The sequence below is a fragment of the Caloramator mitchellensis genome, assembly GCF_001440545.1.
GTDB classification, from domain to species: domain Bacteria; phylum Bacillota; class Clostridia; order Clostridiales; family Caloramatoraceae; genus Caloramator; species Caloramator mitchellensis.
Window position 1 is genome coordinate 35,983 of sequence record NZ_LKHP01000010.1, and the last position, 19,067, is coordinate 55,049.

A 19,067-nucleotide genomic window follows, 5' to 3' on the forward strand; every position below is an offset into this window, starting at 1 on the left:
ACAAAATCCCATGAATGCATTTAAATCATTCATGGGATTTATTCTTTTTATCTTTTCTTGGCTTAAACTCAATAACCTTTGAATTTAATTCTTCCTCTTCTGTTATATGCTCGTGATTAAATATATGCTCGGAACAATATGCATGCCTTCCTGCACATTTTGAGCAATACCTAAACTCCATCTTTGGATCATCAGCTTCAGTTATTCCGCAAACTGTGCACCTATGACGATAATTCTTTGTTGAATTAAAGTTTTTCTGAAATTTTCTCCTCCTTGAAAATGATTTTCTTCTCAAATTAGTATTTAGAATTAAATCTCTACCGAAAAATACCAAGAAGTTAACTACAGACAATATTGAAAGTGCTTTTAATGGGAAGGGCAAAAACAAAACAGTGTAAATAATATAAGCCCACTCTAAATAACCTAGATATTTAACCTTAACAGGAAAGAAGAAGAACATCAATATTTCTACATCAGGAAAAAGATAAGCAAATGCAAGAAACATAGATGTATTAATGTAATTTCCTGTTGCATCTATGTTTGTAATCATTGATCCTATTATTGTTGCTAATACGCCTATCAAATAATACAGATTAAATTTAAAGCTTCCCCAATGATGTTCAAGATTTAATCCTATCCAATAGTAGAAATATAAAATGATAAATAAAAATAGAACACTGGAGGAAGGTGGGATAAAAAGAAAAGTTATAAGCCGCCAAACTTGACCTTTAAAGACTAATTCTGGGTTTAGAATCAAATAGTCTATAATTAATGGATTTACAATAGATGCTATGAAAACAAATCCAGTTATAGCAACTATATAAAACATAATATTTTTTATAGTAAATTTTTTAAACCGGGATTCTAATCTATATATCCATTTCATTTCAATCTTCCTTTCAATGTGTTTTATATTATTATATAGGTTTTGCTAAAACTTGACAATTAGATTAATATAATAAATAATAGGGTTAATCCTTTGGATTGGAGGGGGACGTATGGAACGAAAAATAGTTAAAGATATTATTATTCCACAACTGAATAGAAATCGGAAGATAAGAGTTTATTTACCTTATGATTACTTTATTTCAAATAAAAATTATCCCGTTTTGTATATGCACGATGGACAAAATTTGTTTGATAAGAGTGAACATTCAGGATACTCATGGGAAGTGGATAAAACACTTGATAATCTTCAAAGGGAAGGGGTAACAGATGGAATAATTGTTGTGGGAATTGACTGCAATAGGGAAGGATTTAAAAGATTAGACGAGTATTCACCTTGGAAAAACTTTGAGATACCTAAGATGCTTGATAAAAGTGAACTAGAATATGTTGGCGGTGAAGGAGAAGAATATTCAAAGTTTATCGTAGAGACATTAAAACCTATGATAGACAGTGAATTTAGAACATTAAAGGATAGACAAAATACTATGATTGCAGGAAGCTCAATGGGAGGAGTAATTTCTCTATACATAGGAATAAAGTATCAAGATATATTTTCAAAAATTGGAGCATTTTCAACTGCTGCATGGTTTGCAGAAGAGGAGTTAATCGATTTTATTGAAGAGAATCTTACAACGGTCGAAATGAGGATTTATCTTGATATTGGGACAAATGAAACCAGCAACGATAAAATAAAAGAGTTTCCAGATATATATGTAAATGGAACACTTAGGTTAAACGAAACTATATCAAGAAAAATTTCAATTGAAAATGTAAAGCTTTTAATTGATGAGGGAGCAACACACAGCGAAAAATACTGGGCAAAAAGATTTCCTGAATTTATTAAATTTATATACAACAAATAAAAGGGTGCACGGTTGCACTCTTTTAATATATTTTTGTTGAAAAATAGGGAAAATATAATTAAAATTAGTAATTGAGCGTAATATTTTTGGAGGTGTAGTGATGGAGAGAGTTAGATTTGCCCCAAGTCCAACAGGGCATTTGCATATCGGAGGAGCTAGAACAGCACTATTTAACTATTTATATGCTAGACATACAGGCGGAAAATTCTTGGTTAGAATTGAGGATACTGACCTTAACCGTTCAACAGAAGAGTCAGAAAAGGTTATTCTTGAAGGATTGAGATGGCTTGGAATCGATTGGGATGAAGGAATTGAAGTTGGAGGAGAACACGGACCATATCGTTCGACAGAAAGAGTTGGAATATATAATCCGTATGTAGAAAAATTATTGGCTGAAGGTAGAGCGTATCTTTGCTACTGCAGTGAAGAAGAACTTGAAAAGGAAAGGGAAGAGGCTTTAAAAAGAGGTGAGATGCCAAGATATTCTGGAAAGTGCAGACACCTAACTAAAGAGCAAAAGGAGGCCTATGAAAAAGAAGGAAGAAAGCCAGTAGTTAGATTTAGAGTTCCAGATGATGAACTTATAGTTGTTGAAGATATAGTAAGAGGAAGAGTTGAATTCAATTCAAAGGATATAGGCGATTTTATTATAGTAAAATCCGATGGAATTCCTGTATACAACTTTGCGGTTACAATTGATGATTATTTAATGCAGATTACAACTGTTATAAGAGGAGAAGAGCATCTTTCAAATACTCCAAGGCAAATACTAATATATAAAGCTCTCGGATTTGAAGTTCCAAAGTTTGCCCATGTTTCACTAATTCTTGGAAAAGACAGAACAAAGATGAGCAAGCGCCATGGTTCTACGTGGGTTGAACAATACAGGGATGCGGGATATCTGCCAGAAGCAATTGTAAACTTTTTAGCACTTCTTGGATGGTCGCCAGAGGGTGAAGAAGAAATTTTCTCACTTGAGGAACTTGTTGAAAAATTTGACCTTAACAGAGTTGTTAAGAATCCTGCTGTATTCGATATCGACAAATTAAACCACATAAATGGAATATACATAAGAAAGAGCCCAATAGAGAGAATAGTAGAGCTTGCTATTCCACATCTTGTAAATGCAGGATTTATAACAGAAAACGATATCAATGAAAAGAAGGAATGGTTAACTAAGGTTGTTGAAACAGTTAGAGATGGACTCTCATTTGTTGGTGATATAGTTAACCATGTTAATATTTTCTTTGGAGAAGAAGTTAAACTTGAAAATGAAGAAGCAGCAGAAGTTTTAAAACAAGAGCATGTTCTTGGTCTTATAAATGAATTTGAAACTATGGTAAAAGAAGCAGAAGCGATTGATTCAAACTTTGCACAAAACGTATTTAAAGAATTAAAGAATAGAACTGGAGCGAAGGGGAAAGCACTCTTTATGCCAATTAGAGTTGCATTAACAGGCCAGGTTCATGGACCAGAACTTGTAAATATAATAGAAATACTTGGAAGAGAAACAATAATAAAAAGACTTGGTTTTGTAAAGGAAAACTTAATGTAATGATTTGATTGTGTAAGATTTTTTTGATATAATATTTTCTAACAATAATCTGTATAGGCATTGATGGGAAGGAGTAGGAAGGTTTAGCTTTTAGAGAGTTGCTGTCGTAGGCTGAAAGCAGCAGCAGTGAAACTTCTGAAGGTGCGTCCCGGAGCTTTCTTGCCGAAAGAAGTAGGCAAGGACGGTAAATCCGTTATAATTTTGAGTGAGGTTTATCCTAAGTAGAGTGGAACCGCGAAGTCCCCTTCGTCTTTACAAGATGAAGGGGTTTTTAGATGCAGTTTAAGATAATCGACATAGAATAATAATAGTAGATAGAAAGGAGATATTGATATGGCTATTAAGATTTATAATACCTTGACAAGGCAAAAGGAAGAATTTAAGCCGATTACAGAAGGCGAGGTTAAAATGTATGCCTGCGGTCCAACTGTATATAACTACTTCCATATTGGAAATGCCAGAACATTCCTTGTATTCGATACGATTAGAAGATATTTTGAATACAGAGGATATAAGGTGAATTTTATTCAAAACTTTACTGATATCGATGACAAAATGATTAAAAGAGCTAATGAAGAGGGAGTAACAGTAAAGGACGTAGCAGAAAAATATATAGCTGAATATTACAAGGATGCAGATGGACTTAAAATTCAAAGAGCGACATACAATCCAAGGGCTACTGAATATATGGATGAAATAATAAAGTTCGTAAAGGACTTAGTTGATAAGGGGTATGCCTATGCTGTTGATGGGGATGTATATTTTGATACAACTAAATTCGAAGAATATGGGAAACTATCGCATCAGAGCATAGAAGATTTAGAAGCGGGTGCAAGAATAGATATAGATGAGAGAAAGAAAAATCCAATGGACTTTGCCCTTTGGAAGGCACAAAAGCCAGGTGAACCTGCATGGGAGAGCCCATGGGGAATGGGCAGACCTGGCTGGCATATTGAATGCTCAACAATGGCGTGCAATCTTTTAGGTGAAACAATAGATATTCACGGAGGTGGGGCAGACCTTGTATTCCCACACCATGAAAATGAAATCGCCCAAAGTGAAGCAAGAAATGAAAAACCGTTTGCTAATTACTGGATGCATGTTGCATACCTTAACGTTAACAACCAGAAGATGTCAAAGTCATTAAACAACTTCTTTACAGCTAGGGAGATACTTGAAAAATATGATGCAGAAGTTGTGAGACTATTTATGCTCTCAGGACATTATAGAAATCCAATAAACTTTAGCTTGGACTTACTAGACCAGGCAAAATCAGCCCTTGAGAGAATGTATAATGCTATAGGAAATCTTGAACATGTAATTGAAGTTGCAGAAGATAGAGAACTTAATGGGGCAGAAGTAGAATTATCAAACAATCTCGATAAATTTAGAGAAAGATACATCGAAGTTATGGATGATGATTTCAATACCGCTGATGGAATATCAGTTATATTCGACTTAGTTAGAGAAGTCAACACAAATATAAAGGAAACTTCAGCGAAAAAACTTGCTGAAAAGGCATTGAACCTTATAAGGGAACTTGGAAAACCTCTTGGAATACTTGAAAAAACAACAAAGGGAAATATTGATGAAGAAATAGAAAGGCTTATAGAAGAAAGGCAAAAGGCAAGAAAGGAAAAGAATTTTGCCCTTGCAGATAAGATAAGAGACGATTTGAAGGCGATGGGAATAATACTTGAAGATACTCCACAGGGAGTTAGATGGAAGAGAATGTAAAAGTGAAACTTGGGTGCCTGGCACCTAAGTTTCACTTTTTTGTTGCATAAATTTATTAAAATGGGTAAAATATAAACATATGATTAATATATAAGCAAAAGTTAAGGTGATTGTATGACGAATAGGGAAAGAGAAATATTAAACATTATCAAAGACAATCCTTTGATTTCACAGGAAGAAATGGCAAGCATGTTAGGTATTACACGGTCATCTGTTGCAGTTCATATTACAAACCTTATGAAAAAGGGACTTATTAAGGGCAAAGGTTATATTTTATCAGATGAGGATGAATATGTTGTTGCAATTGGAGGAGCTAATATAGATTTATTAGGTTTTCCAAAGGGTAAGCTTAATTTGAGAGATTCCAATCCAGGAAGGATGAAAATTTCAATAGGTGGAGTTGCAAGAAATATAGCTGAAAATTTAGTAAGGCTTGGGGTAAATACAAAGCTATTAACGTTGGTTGGTGATGATTTGTATGGGAAAAAGATAATCGAGCACTCTAAAAAAATTGGATTGGATATGAGTTTATCAAAGGTTTTAGATATATCCCAAACATCAACATATTTATCTATTCAGGATGATAAAGGAGATATGGCAGTTGCACTTTCCTGTATGGATATTTATGACGATTTTAAAGTAGACTATATTAAAGAAAATGAAGGAATGATAAAAAAATCTAAATGCATAGTTCTAGATACTAATATTCCTGAAGAAATTATAAAATATATCATAGAAAATTTTAATATTCCTGTATTTTTAGACACAGTTTCAACTAATAAAGCAATGAAGGTTAAGAATTTTATAGGAAAGTTTTACTGTATAAAACCAAACAAGTATGAAGCAGAAGTGTTGTCAGGAATTAAGATAGAATCTGAAAACGATTTGAAAAGAGCAGCAGAATATTTTTTAAATAGAGGAGTAAAGAAAGTATTTATAACCCTTGGCGAGGATGGAATTTACTATGGAGACGAATCAAGACTAAACTTATTTAAAACCCCTAAAGTAGAAGTTAAGAATGCAACTGGGGCAGGAGATGCATTTGTAGCAGGGCTTGTTTTTGCCTATTTAAATGATTTTGATATACACTCAACCGCTAAGTTTTCTACAGCTGCATCGGTGCTTGCGCTGTTATCAGAGGATACAATCAATCAAAATATGAGCATAGAAAATATAAACTATATAATAAAGGAGATGGGATTATGATGAATTATATTGAAATTGGTAAGGAAGTAGAAAAGGCACTAAAACTTGGCAAACCGGTTGTAGCACTTGAATCCACTATAATCTCACACGGAATGCCTTATCCACAAAATGTAGAAACTGCACTTAATGTCGAAAGAATAGTAAGAGAAAATGGAGCAGTTCCAGCTACTATTGCCATTATCAATGGAAAGCTCAAGGCAGGATTAACTCCAGATGAAATAGAATACCTCGGCAAAAAAGGTAGAGAAATAGTAAAGGTTTCAAGGCGTGATATACCATTTATTGTTGCAAAAAAGCTTGACGGTGCGACTACTGTAGCTTCAACGATGATTATTGCGGCTTTAGCTGGAATTAGAGTGTTTGCAACTGGTGGAATCGGAGGAGTTCACAGAGATGCTCAGGAAACATTTGACATATCAGCAGATTTGCAGGAACTTGCTAACACAAATGTTGCTGTAGTTTGTGCAGGTGCAAAATCAATACTTGACTTGAGACTTACATTAGAATACCTTGAAACATTCGGTGTTCCTGTAGTAGGATATAAGACCGATGAGCTTCCAGCATTTTATACAAGAAAAAGCGGATTTAAAGTTGACTACAGGGTTGAATCACCAGAGGAACTAGCAAAGGCTATTTATGTGAAATGGCAACTTGGATTAAAGGGCGGGGTAGTAGTTGCAAATCCAATCCCAGAGGAATTTGAAATGGACTATGATGCAATAAACAAAGCAATAGAGGATGCACTTTGCGAAGCAAAGGGAAAGGGCATAAAGGGAAAGGAAACAACTCCATTCCTTCTTGCAAAGGTTAAAGAAATTACTGGTGGAAGAAGCCTTGAATCTAATATCCAGCTTGTTTACAACAATGCAAGATTAGCATCACATCTTGCGGTTGAACTAAGCAAAATAAGTTAACTGATTATCAGTAAACTTATTTTGGAGGTTTAATCGTGAAACTTGAAAATCTAAAAAAAAGAGCAGAGGATTTAAAAAACAATCTTTATGTTTTGTATCTTGCTTATAGGCACCCTAAAACTCCAATCTACGCTAAACTTTGGGCGGTATTAGTTATAGCCTATGCTCTTAGCCCGATTGATTTAATACCTGATTTCCTTCCTGTTTTAGGGTATCTAGACGATTTAATATTAATTCCTGCTGGTATTACCATTGCCATAAAACTAGTCCCCAAGGAAGTATGGAATGAATGCAAGGAAAAAGAGGTTGATTTAAAGGAGGCTAAGAAAAAGGGTATTGTTGCAGGAGTTATTATAGGTTTGATATGGGCGTATGCATTGTATTTAATTATAAAGTTCCTTTTAGGGTGAGGAAAACGAAACAGGATATTAAGGAGGATTTAGCGATAGAACAAACGATGGAAGTAAATATTGGGTAAAAGAATAACTTTTTTAGAAGGAATTTTATGTTTTTTATAGAATATACTATTAAATGAATAAATGATAGAAATCAATAAATATCTATGCTAAAATAAGATTAAGTTAATATTTTAACAATATTCTCCGAGTTCATAATCCTAAGGCACAGCTATGGATTATGAACCGATAGGGTAGAATTGGAAACGGTTCTGCCTCCCGATGGAAAGGAGAAGCTGAGCAATAGTATGTATGGGATTTAAAAGAATTAGATTCTTTTAATATCTTAACACTAGTTTAACTTAGCTCAAAAATTCTCCTTTCGCAAATTTAATTTACGAAAGGGGTTTTTTTATTATGAAAAAGTTTTTAGCAATTTTACTTATATTATTTTTATTCTTAACAGCATGTTCGAATGAAATTAAATCAATTACTCTTGCAACAACAACCAGCACCCAGGATTCGGGTCTTTTGGATTATCTTTTACCATATTTTGAAAAGGACACAGGAATAAAGGTTAAGGTAATTGCAAAGGGAACAGGAGAAGCACTAGAAATAGGAAAAAGAGGAGACGCAGACTGTTTATTGGTTCACTCAAAAGCAAAGGAGATAGACTTTATAAATCAAGGGTATGGAGTTAAAAGATACGAAGTTATGTATAACGATTTTGTTATTGTAGGACCCAAAGATGACCCGGCAAAAGTAAAGGATAATGCCAGTGACGATCCCATTAAAGCATTTGAACTTATTTACAAGTCTAATTCAAAATTCATATCAAGAGGGGATGAGTCGGGAACTCATCAAAAGGAAAAGGATATATGGAAAAAGGCTAATATTGAACCTAAGTGGAAAAATTACATAGTAACAGGACTTGGTATGGGACAAGTTTTAAATATGGCTAATGAAAAGAATGCTTACACATTAACCGATAGAGGAACTTATCTTTCTATGAAGGATAAGGTTGAACTGAATGTTTTATGTGAAAAAAATTCTGTCCTAATAAATCAATACAGCTTAATAATGTTAAATCCAGAAAAAATTAATTTCAGACAGCATGAGGCAAAAATATTTATCGATTGGATGATATCAGAAAGAGGACAAAAATTGATTGGCGAATTTGGAAAGGAAAAGTATGGGCAATCTTTATTCATACCTAATGCAGGCAGGTGAATATATGGAATTAACTCAAATAGTTTTAACTTCATTATTTGTTTCAACAACAGCAACACTCATTGCTTCAATTATATCTTTAATAATTGGTATACCTTTTTCAATTAATCGGTTTAAGTATAAAAACAACATTTTAAGAATAACAGATACTCTTATGAGCATACCTCCAGTTTTAATGGGGCTTGTTGTTTTTATGCTTCTTTCAAAAAAGGGTCCACTTGGACATTATAATCTTTTGTTTACACCAACTGCTATGATTTTAGCTCAAACCTTATTAGTGCTACCAATTATTTTTAATCTTATAGTTAAGCAGATTCAACATAGCGCAGTAAAGATTCAAAAAACATGCATTATGTTGGGTGGAAGAAGTTTTGATATTTTAATACTTATAATCAAAGAATGTAAAAACGAGATAATAACAGCTATAACAACTGGATTTTCGAGGGCAATTTCTGAAGTTGGTGCAGTTATAATGGTTGGAGGAAACATAAAGGGCTACACAAGGGTAATGACAACCTATATAGCTCTTGAAACCAACAAGGGAAACTTCGAGGGTGCTATAAAAATTGGGATAATTCTTTTATTAATATCCTTTGGAATTAACACACTTTTGCACCTATTGAAAGGAAGAGACACCAATGAATATATATATTAATAATTTGGTTAAGGAATATGAAAAAAGAGTGTTGGATATAGAAAGTCTTCACATAAAAAAAGGAGAAATAGTTGCAGTCCTTGGTTTAAATGGCAGTGGAAAGACAACTCTAATAGAGTGTATTGCAAACATAAAAAGGCACGATGCTGGAAAAATATTATTTGATGACTATGAGTTCGATGAAGTTAAGGATAAAATAAGCATAATGCAGCAAAGGCCATACATATTCAACATGTCAGTAAAAGACAATATTTCCTTAGGATTAAAATATAAAGGGATGAAGGATGAAGATATAGATAAAAAATTAAATGAATACACTTCATATTTTGGGATTAATTATCTAGAAAAAAATGCTAAAAGGTTGTCTGGTGGAGAATCTGCAAAGGTGGCACTATTAAGGGTAGCTGTTCTTGAAAGGGAACTTTTACTACTTGATGAGCCTACTGCAAGCATGGATGTCGAGAGCACATTGATTGCAGAACGTCTTATAAAGCACATAAATAAGAAAGGAACGACTGTTGTATTAATAACCCACGACCTTTATCAAGCACAAAGGATAGCAGATACAGTTATATTTATGGACAAAGGGAAGATAATTGAGATGGATTCTAAAGAAGAGTTTTTCAAAAATCCTAAAAGTAGTCTTGTTAGAAAAATAATTTCAAGGGGTGATTTGATTGATTAGAGTAGGGATTTTAACAGTGAGCGACAAGGGTTCAAGGGGAGAAAGGGTTGACACCACTTCTGTGGCAATTAAAGAAACGCTTGATAGTTCTTTATACAGTGTAGAATACATAAAAATTGTTCCAGATGAAATTGATGATATTAAATGTGAACTTATAAAACTTTGTGACGAAATGAAATTAGATTTGGTATTAACAAATGGTGGAACTGGTTTTTCAAAAAGGGACGTAACTCCAGAGGCAACGATGGCTGTAATAGAAAAATTAGTGCCAGGTATACCGGAGGCTATGAGGGCAAAGTCATTGGAGATAACTCCTAAGGCGATGTTATCAAGAGCTGTTGCGGGAATACGAAAGGAAACGTTGATAATAAACCTTCCTGGAAGTCCAAAGGGAGCAGTTGAAAATTTGAATATTGTTTTGCCAGCACTAAAACATGGTATTGAAATACTAAAGGGTGAAGCTTCAGAGTGTGCAAGAAAGGATGATTAATATGGAGTTATTAAAGCTTGTTACAGTAAATGAGGCAAAGGAAATTATTAAGAATAATAAAAGTTACAAAATTGAAACCGAAAAGGTGAGCATATTAGATGTTCTTGAAAGGGTTTTAGCGGTCGACATATATTCAAATGAAAATGTTCCTGAATTTGTTCGTTCGACTGTAGATGGTTATGCTGTGTCATCAAATGATGTGTTTGGAGCAAGCGAGAGCCTGCCGGCTATTTTAAAACTTGTTGGAGAAGTAAAAATAGGCAGTGTTCCTCCAAGTGACATTAAAGATGGTGAATGCATGTATGTTCCAACTGGCGGTATGCTTCCTAATGGTGCTGATACGGTTGCCATGATTGAATATACTGAAAAGTTGGATGATGAAACGATACTTATAAACAAGCCAGTTGCACCGCTTCAAAACATAGTTGAAATTGGAGAAGATGTAAATAAGGGAGAACTTGTTTTAAAAAAGGGGACAAGAATAAGGCCATACGAAGTAGGCGTTTTAGCAAGCCTTGGAATTTTAGAAGTTGAAGTTTATAAAAGAATAAAGGTGGGAATTATTTCGACGGGCGATGAGGTGGTTCCACCAACTGAGAAAATTGAACTTGGGAAAGTTAGGGATATTAATAGTTATCTCTTATATTCACTTTGTATTGAAGAAAGTGTTGAACCTGTTCTATATGGAATAATTAATGACGATTTTGATAAGTTAAGGGAGGCAGTTGAAAGAGCACTTGGCGAATGTGATGTAGTATTGATGTCGGGTGGAAGCTCTGTTGGAACAAAGGACGAGACTGTAAAGGTTATAAAATCATTTGAAGGGTCAAATATTTTTATCCACGGAATTGCAATTAAGCCTGGAAAACCAACAATTGTTGGGAAAGTGAATGATAAGTTTATATTTGGACTTCCGGGACATCCACTTGCATGTGCAGTTATTTTCAAAAATTTCGTTGCTCATTATTTGGATTTGATTAGGAATTTCGAAAGGGAAGAATACCCAATTGAATGCATATTTTCAGTCAATTATCATAAAGCACCAGGAAGGGCAGAATTTCTGCCTGTTCAAATAAAGGAAGAGGATGGTGTTTTAAAAGCATATCCAACCTACTATAAATCAGGGCTTATATCATGTTTTGCAAAATCCTTTGGGTATGTGTATATCGAAAAGGAGCTTGAAGGTCTTTACGCTGGGCAAAATGTGAAAGTAATTAAGTTCTAGGAGGTCATCATGGGACAAAATATATATCTCTCAAATATAAATTTGGAAAAAGCAATAAATACATATTTTGAAAAATTGAGTGAATTTAGACTAAATAGCGAAAAGATAAAGACACATGAAGCAAACGGAAGAATTACTGCAGCTCCAGTATTTGCAAAAATTTCTTCGCCATTTTACAACAGTTCAGCAGTTGACGGAATTGCAACGACTGCAAAAAAAACTTTTACTGCTACGGACAGAAACCCAGTAAGATTAAAAGAAGGTATCGATTACTTAGTTGTTGATACTGGAGACCCTGTTCCAGATGAATTTGATACTGTGATAATGGTTGAGGATTTGATTAAAGCTGGTGAGAACGAAATTGAGATTATTAAGCCATCGATTCCATGGCAAAACATAAGACAAATGGGTGAGGATATAGTTGAGGGACAGTTAATTCTCCCTCAGAGCCACAGAATAAGACCTGTTGATATAGGTGCCCTAATTGCAGGAGGAGTTTTTGAGATTGAAGTGTATAAAAAGCCAAGGGTTGCAATAATCCCAACAGGAACGGAGATTGTCGAACCAGGAACAGAACTAAAGGTTGGGGATATTATTGAATTCAACTCAAGAGTGTTTGCGGCACAGGTAGAGGAATACGGAGGGATTCCTGTAAGATTTGATATCGTAAAGGATGATTTTGAAAGACTACTAGAAGTTGTAGATAGAGCCTCTAAAGAATTTGATTTGATTTTATTGAATGCAGGTTCTTCTGCAGGAAGGGAAGATTATTCTAAAAAGGTCATAGAAACATTAGGACAAGTATTTATCCACGGAGTTGCAATTAAGCCAGGAAAGCCTGTTATTTTGGGTAAAATAGCTGATAAACCAATAGTCGGGATACCAGGATTTCCTGTTTCAGCATTTTTTATAATGGAGAACATTGTCAAAAAGCTAATAGGCTTTATTCAAGGATATGAAATTATGGGTAAAAAGTATATAGATGCAATGCTTTCAAAAAGGACGATGTCTTCTTCAAAATATCTTGAATTTGTGAGGGTTAAGCTTGGATATATAGATGGCAAATATATTGCAGCACCAATTGAAAGGGGTGCGGGTGCTACGATGAGCCTTGTAAGGGCTGATGGAGTTATGGAAATTCCAGAAGAGCTGGAGGGTTATGAAAAGGGAAGTGTTGTTAAAGTAAATTTACTCAAGAGTGAAGACGAAATAAAGAATACTGTCCTATGCATAGGAAGCCATGATTTGATATTAGACATTGCTGCAGATTTACTCGCCAAAAAAGGCAAATATAATCTATCTTCTGCTCATGTTGGCAGCATGGGGGGAATACTTTCGCTTAAAGATAGGGAAACTCATTTTACGACTTTACATCTATTAGACACAGAAACTGGTGAATACAACAAATCCTATATAAAAAGATATGTTCCAGGTAGAAGAATTGCTCTTATTAAGTTTGTCAAAAGGATTCAGGGTCTTATGGTGAGAAAGGGAAATCCTTTGGGTATAACAAGGCTTGAGGATATAGTTAACAATAATGCGAAATTTGTAAACAGACAAAAAGGGTCTGGGACAAGAATACTACTTGATTATGAACTGAAAAAATTAGGTATAAGCCCTAAAGATATTAATGGATACGAGAGAGAAGATTATACACATATTTCTGTTGCAGCTCAGGTTGCAAAGGGAAATGCAGATGTAGGGCTTGGGGTTTTTTCAGCAGCTAATATAATGGGGCTGGATTTTATTCCAATAGCTAACGAGGAATATGATATTGCACTTCCTTTAGAATATTTAGAACATGACGGCATTAAGAAATTTTTAGAAGTTATTAATTCGGATGAATTTAAGAGAGAATTAGACTATCTTGGAGGATATGACTATAGCGATTTAGGCAATATAATAATCGAATAGGAGAATTCATATGAATGATAAATATGGGAGAACCATAAATTATTTGAGGGTTTCTGTAACGGACAGGTGCAACTTAAGGTGTGTATACTGCATGCCTGATGATGGGATTCAAAAGCTTGAACATGAGGAGATTTTGAGCTTTGAGGATATATTAAAGATTATAAGAGCATCAGCTGAGCTTGGAATAAAGAAAATAAGATTTACAGGTGGAGAACCCCTTGTAAGAAAGGGTATTGAAAATTTAATTTATGAAACTTCAAAAATAAATGGGATTGACGATATTGCTATTACAACAAATGGGACAAGGCTCTATGATATGGCAGGAGATTTGAAAAGGGCAGGGCTTAATAGAGTTAACATTAGTCTTGATACTTTAAAGGCAGACAGATTTAAAAATATTACAAGATTAGGGAATATTGATGATGTTTTTAGGGCAATCGATAAAAGCTTGGCGATAGGGTTAGAGCCTATAAAAGTCAACATGGTAGTGATTAGGGGCGTTAATGATGATGAGGTTTTTGATTTTGTAAAGCTTGCTGATGAAAATCCACTCCACATTAGATTTATTGAAGTTATGCCTATTGGAGAAGGTGAGAGGTTTAAGGATGGTTATATTTCCTCGGATGATTTGATAAGAAGCATTTCAAATTTAACAGAAATTGAAACAGGACAAAATAGCACAGCAAGGGTTTTTGAAAGACAAGGTGCCAAAGGAACGATTGGATTTATATCGCCATTAACATGCAAATTCTGCACGGGATGCAATAGAATAAGGCTTACGTCAACAGGAACTATAAAACCATGCCTTCACTCAAAAGAAGAGATTGATTTAAAGGATTTTTTGAGGGATGAAAGGCACTTAAAGGCTATATTGGAACATACGATTTTTAATAAACCGTTGGAACATCACCTTGAAGAGGCGATAAGCCAAAGCCAAAAGAAAATGTTCCAGATTGGAGGGTAGTATGGATTTGACTCATATAAATGAAGAAGGAAGAGCTAAGATGGTCGACGTCAGCGACAAAGACATGACAAAAAGGGAGGCAGTTGCAATAGGAAGCATATACATGAAAAAAGAGACTCTCAATAGGATTTATGAAGGAACAATAAAAAAGGGGGACGTGCTTTCGGTTGCACAGGTTGGAGGCATCATGGCAGCTAAAAACACATCACATTTGATTCCTATGTGTCATCCTATTATAACTACAGGCTGTGATATTAGTTTTAAACTTGACTTTGAAAACTCAAAGATTGATATTAAGGCTACTGTAAAAACTATCGGGCAAACAGGGGTTGAGATGGAGGCACTTACAGCTGTGTCTGCAGCTGCACTAACTATTTACGATATGTGCAAAGCAATAGATAGAGACATGATGATAACGGATATAATGCTTATAAGAAAAAGCGGTGGGAAATCTGGATTGTATGAAAGGGAGGTTTGAAAATGGCAAAGGTTGTTTCTATAAATATTAGTGAAAGAAAAGGAACTATAAAAATGCCTATTGAAAAGGGATATTTTAAAGAAAATCATGGCCTTGAGGGAGATGCCCACGCAGGAAACTGGCATAGGCAGGTAAGCCTTCTTGCAAAAGAGAGCATAGATAAGATGAAGGCCATCGGGCTTGAAAATTTAAAGACGGGAGATTTTGCAGAAAACATTACAACAGAAGGTATAGAACTTTATACTCTACCTATAGGAACAGTGCTAAGAGTTGGAGAAGAAGTAGTTTTAGAGATATCGCAGATTGGAAAACAATGCCATACTGGCTGTGAAATAAAAAATATAACTGGCGACTGCATCATGCCAAGGGAAGGTGTGTTTGCAAAGGTTATAAATGGCGGTTTTATAAAGATTGGAGATGAAATTGAGATAATAAAAAGTTAGACGCCACTGAGGAGCAATATAATGAGCCACATTGAAAATTTATCAATATGGCTTAATTTTTATATTTTTTATAATTTTCACACTGTGTCGATTTATTTTTTAAGAAAATTCTGAAAAACAATTGTTTTAATATTAATATTGACATATAATTGATATTAATACAATATATTTCTAGCAAAATGTTAATTCTGTGAATAATTTAACATTAATAAATTTATAACTTTAGAAATATATTGTATTGAAAAAATGTGAGGGGGTTTTGTTGTGTTTGGGTATGCTGGTAAGATTTTAAGAATTAACTTGACTGAAAATTTAGTAAAGACAGAAGGGTTTAATAAAGAGCTTGCTAAAAAATACATAGGAGGTAGAGGCTTAGGAAGTAAAATATTCATGGATGAGGTTAATCCAAAGGTTGAACCATTAAGTCCAGAAAACAAGCTAATAATAGCTACTGGCCCTCTATCTGGAACTCCCGTTCCAACAGGCGGTAGATATATGGTTATCACTAAGTCACCTTTAACAGGAACAATAGCTTGCTCAAACTCAGGAGGATACTTTGGGGCAGAACTAAAGGCTGCTGGCTATGATATGATTATTTTTGAAGGTAAGGCAGAAACACCGGTTTATGTTTCAATTGAAGATGATAAAGTTGAAATTAAAGATGCTTCAAATCTTTGGGGTAAATTGGTTTCAGAAACGACTGATGAATTGAGAAAAGAATATGGAGAAAAGGCAAGAGTTCTTTGCATTGGACCTGCTGGAGAAAAATTATCAAAGGTTGCAGCAGTTATCAATGACTATGATAGAGCAGCAGGACGTTCTGGTGTCGGTGCTGTTATGGGTTCAAAGAATGTTAAGGCTGTTGTAGTAAAAGGAAGCAAAAAGGTTGAACTTGCAGATGAGGAAAAGGTAAAGGATGTGGTAGCTGCTAAGATTAAGATGCTAAGAGAAAACGGAGTAACAGGACAAGGATTACCAACTTACGGAACAGCTGTTCTTGTAAATATAATCAATGAACATGGTATTTTCCCAGTTGCAAATTTCCAAAGGGCTTATACGGAAAATGCTGATGAAATAAGCGGAGAAACAATGACAAGAGATATTCTTGTTAGAAAGAATCCATGCTATAGATGTCCAATTGCTTGTGGAAGATGGGTAAGATTAAAAGACGGTCGTGAGGTAGGAGGACCAGAATACGAAACATTGTGGGCATTCGGAGCAGATTGCGATGTTTATGATATAAATGCAATTGCAGAAGCTAATTTCTGGTGTAATGAATACGGACTCGATACTATCTCAGCAGGAACTACAATTGCTGCTGCGATGGAACTTTATGAAAAGGGATTAATTAAGGATGAAGAAATTGCAAACGATGGATACTCACTAAAATTTGGTGATGCTGATGCAATGGTTGCATGGACAAAAAAGATGGGGGCAAGAGAAGGTTTTGGTGATAAATTGGCTGAAGGTTCGTATAGATTGTGTGAAGCTTATGGAGTTCCAGAACTTTCTATGTCAGTTAAGAAGCAGGAATTACCAGCTTATGACCCAAGAGGAGTTCAAGGTCATGGACTTGAATATGCAACTTCAAATAGAGGTGGATGCCACGTTAGAGGTTATATGATTTCACCTGAAATACTTGGTGCACCACAAAAACTAGATAGATTCTCACTTGAGGGCAAGGCTGAATGGGTAAAGGTATTCCAGGATCTTACTGCAGTTATAGATTCTCTTGGACTTTGTCTATTTACATCATTTGCTCTTGGAGCATCCGATTACGCTGAACTTATTAACTGTGTTTGTGGAGAAGACTATACAGCTGAGAGCATACTCGAGGCAGGTTCAAGAATTTATACTCTTGAAAGAGTATTTAACTTAAAAGCAGGTATAGACCCAAAAGAAGATACTCTTCCAAAGAGATTGTTGGAAGATGGAATCCCAGAAGGTCCATCAAAGGGACATGTTCATAGATTAAGCGAACTACTACCAAAATACTATGAAGTTCGTGGTTGGGGACAAGATGGTATTCCAACGGAAGAAACATTAGCTAAGTTAGATGTTTAATTAATTTATTTACTCAGGCAGGAGATTGATTTATAAAATATGTTAAGCATAGTTACACCCTAAAAGGATAGCCTTTTAGGGTGTAAATCTAATTAAATTGAGATAATGGCAGAATACTAAGGATTAATGTGAAATATATCGGGAAATTATGTAAATTGACAAACAATTCAAGAAATCAAGTGAATGTCACTTAATGGGGGGATATCGTGAGTATTAGTAAAGTGTATATAGAGTTGACTGATAAGTGCAATTTGAATTGTAAAATGTGCTACAGACGAGCATGGAGCGAAAAGCCTATTGATATGGATGAAAAGACTCTTGAAAAAATATATAATGATTTACAAGGTAAGGATATTAAAGAGGTTGTATTAGGCGGGATTGGAGAGCCGACTTATTCACCGCTCATAAAAAAGGCACTTAAAATGTTTTCAAGATATAATCTTACGTTGACAACAAATGGAACGATTTTAGATGAAGATATAGTAAATATAATTATTGAAAGTGTGAATAAAATTGTTGTTTCTATAGATGGGCTCGAGGAAAAATATAAGGATATTAGAGGGTTTGAACTTGTGAATGTTCTGGGGAATTTAAATAAAATAGTTGAAAAGAAGAAAAAAAATAATCTTGAATTTCCGTATATTGTTATACAGTTTGTAGCTTCAAAGGGGAATATTGATGATATATTTAATGTTTTAGATATTGCAGCTTCTTTGGATGCTTTCCAGGTTATTATCTCAAACGTAATCCCTCAAACAGAGGATTACAAGGATAAGATACTTTATAAAAGATATGAAAATAAATTTATAAAGGATTTATTTGAAAAATTAAATGTTTATTCTTTTAGAAAGGGTTTGAATCTTGTCTTGCCTAATTATGAGCTAAAGACAGAGAGATATTGTCCTTTTATTGAAGAGGATGCGGTTGTTGTGGGGGCCGACGGTGGAGTCTATCCGTGTTATAGATTTTCCCACAGCATAAATGAATATATTTTTGGCCGAGAAAAGAAGGTTTTGAAATATCCCTTTGGAAACATCAATGAAAAAAGTTTAGATGAAATTTATTTTAACACTGAATATACAAATTTTAGAAACAGGGTGTATAATAATAGATATCCATCATGTCTTGATTGTGACTTGGTAGATGGATGCGATATTGTAAAAACAAGCGATTATGATTGCTATACTGTAAAGCCATCCTGTGCAGACTGTTTATGGAGCAGGCGTTTTGCAATATGCCCATAAATTGACAAACAATTCAAGAAGTCAAGAAATCAAGTGAATGTCACTAAAGGGGGGATA

General features: G+C 34.5%; 18 protein-coding genes, 1 riboswitch and 1 other annotated feature. Of the genes, 17 read left to right on the plus strand and 1 reads right to left on the minus strand.

Features of this window, described 5'->3' with window-relative positions; genetic code table 11:
- Positions 1-25: 25 nt before the first annotated feature.
- Entirely contained in the window at positions 26-886 is an 861-nt protein-coding gene (locus tag ABG79_RS08845) for a rhomboid family intramembrane serine protease (RefSeq protein WP_057979116.1), read from the minus strand.
- 112 nt (positions 887-998) lie between these two features.
- Here ABG79_RS08845 and ABG79_RS08850 point away from each other — a divergent pair, with 112 nt between their 5' ends.
- The 17 genes from ABG79_RS08850 to ABG79_RS08930 all read left to right on the plus strand — a co-directional run bounded on the left by ABG79_RS08850 (position 999) and on the right by ABG79_RS08930 (position 19,010).
- Entirely contained in the window at positions 999-1,811 is an 813-nt protein-coding gene (locus ABG79_RS08850) for an alpha/beta hydrolase (RefSeq protein WP_057979117.1), read from the plus strand.
- A gap of 100 nt (positions 1,812-1,911) precedes the next feature.
- A complete protein-coding gene (gltX, locus tag ABG79_RS08855; RefSeq protein ID WP_057979118.1) occupies positions 1,912-3,366 on the plus strand; it encodes a glutamate--tRNA ligase in 1,455 nt (484 codons plus the stop codon).
- Positions 3,367-3,417: 51 nt separating this feature from the next.
- Positions 3,418-3,623: a binding site (T-box leader), on the plus strand.
- Positions 3,624-3,705: 82 nt separating this feature from the next.
- Complete coding sequence (gene cysS, locus ABG79_RS08860) at positions 3,706-5,103, plus strand: cysteine--tRNA ligase (protein ID WP_057979146.1); 1,398 nt, start codon at positions 3,706-3,708, stop codon at positions 5,101-5,103.
- A gap of 114 nt (positions 5,104-5,217) precedes the next feature.
- On the plus strand, positions 5,218-6,309 hold the full coding sequence (locus ABG79_RS08865) for a carbohydrate kinase (RefSeq protein WP_057979119.1): 1,092 nt from the start codon (positions 5,218-5,220) through the stop codon (positions 6,307-6,309).
- Entirely contained in the window at positions 6,306-7,223 is a 918-nt protein-coding gene (locus ABG79_RS08870) for a pseudouridine-5'-phosphate glycosidase (protein WP_423230096.1), read from the plus strand. Before ABG79_RS08865 ends, ABG79_RS08870 begins: the two co-directional genes overlap by 4 nt.
- Positions 7,224-7,258: 35 nt before the next feature.
- Positions 7,259-7,633, plus strand: coding sequence for a YkvA family protein (locus ABG79_RS08875; RefSeq protein WP_057979121.1), 375 nt, complete (start codon positions 7,259-7,261; stop codon positions 7,631-7,633).
- Positions 7,634-7,811: 178 nt separating this feature from the next.
- A riboswitch (molybdenum cofactor riboswitch) is annotated at positions 7,812-7,928 on the plus strand.
- A 107-nt stretch (positions 7,929-8,035) separates the two neighbouring features.
- Entirely contained in the window at positions 8,036-8,848 is an 813-nt protein-coding gene (locus ABG79_RS08880; RefSeq protein WP_057979122.1) for an ABC transporter substrate-binding protein, read from the plus strand.
- Between the two features lie 4 nt (positions 8,849-8,852).
- Positions 8,853-9,503: an ABC transporter permease gene (locus tag ABG79_RS08885; protein ID WP_083490396.1), complete on the plus strand. Its 651-nt coding sequence runs from the start codon at positions 8,853-8,855 to the stop codon at positions 9,501-9,503.
- Positions 9,487-10,188 (plus strand): energy-coupling factor ABC transporter ATP-binding protein, encoded by a 702-nt coding sequence (locus tag ABG79_RS08890; protein ID WP_057979124.1) that lies wholly within the window; start codon positions 9,487-9,489, stop codon positions 10,186-10,188. Before ABG79_RS08885 ends, ABG79_RS08890 begins: the two co-directional genes overlap by 17 nt.
- On the plus strand, positions 10,181-10,678 hold the full coding sequence (locus ABG79_RS08895) for a MogA/MoaB family molybdenum cofactor biosynthesis protein (RefSeq protein WP_057979125.1): 498 nt from the start codon (positions 10,181-10,183) through the stop codon (positions 10,676-10,678). The genes ABG79_RS08890 and ABG79_RS08895 overlap by 8 nt, the downstream gene beginning before the upstream one ends.
- A gap of 1 nt (position 10,679) precedes the next feature.
- Positions 10,680-11,903, plus strand: a complete 1,224-nt coding sequence (locus ABG79_RS08900) for a molybdopterin molybdotransferase MoeA (protein WP_057979126.1) — start codon at positions 10,680-10,682, stop codon at positions 11,901-11,903.
- 9 nt (positions 11,904-11,912) lie between these two features.
- Positions 11,913-13,817 carry a molybdopterin biosynthesis protein gene (locus ABG79_RS08905; RefSeq protein WP_057979127.1) on the plus strand — a complete coding sequence of 635 codons (1,905 nt, stop codon included), beginning with the start codon at positions 11,913-11,915 and terminating at the stop codon, positions 13,815-13,817.
- A 10-nt stretch (positions 13,818-13,827) separates the two neighbouring features.
- Positions 13,828-14,781 carry a GTP 3',8-cyclase MoaA gene (gene moaA, locus ABG79_RS08910; RefSeq protein ID WP_057979128.1) on the plus strand — a complete coding sequence of 318 codons (954 nt, stop codon included), beginning with the start codon at positions 13,828-13,830 and terminating at the stop codon, positions 14,779-14,781.
- 1 nt (position 14,782) lies between these two features.
- On the plus strand, positions 14,783-15,259 hold the full coding sequence (gene moaC / locus ABG79_RS08915) for a cyclic pyranopterin monophosphate synthase MoaC (protein WP_057979129.1): 477 nt from the start codon (positions 14,783-14,785) through the stop codon (positions 15,257-15,259).
- A gap of 2 nt (positions 15,260-15,261) precedes the next feature.
- Positions 15,262-15,702, plus strand: coding sequence for an MOSC domain-containing protein (locus ABG79_RS08920; protein WP_057979130.1), 441 nt, complete (start codon positions 15,262-15,264; stop codon positions 15,700-15,702).
- A 264-nt stretch (positions 15,703-15,966) separates the two neighbouring features.
- Positions 15,967-17,766 (plus strand): aldehyde ferredoxin oxidoreductase family protein, encoded by a 1,800-nt coding sequence (locus tag ABG79_RS08925; RefSeq protein WP_057979131.1) that lies wholly within the window; start codon positions 15,967-15,969, stop codon positions 17,764-17,766.
- A gap of 206 nt (positions 17,767-17,972) precedes the next feature.
- A complete protein-coding gene (locus tag ABG79_RS08930) occupies positions 17,973-19,010 on the plus strand; it encodes a tungsten cofactor oxidoreductase radical SAM maturase (RefSeq protein ID WP_057979132.1) in 1,038 nt (345 codons plus the stop codon).
- Positions 19,011-19,067: the final 57 nt, after the last annotated feature.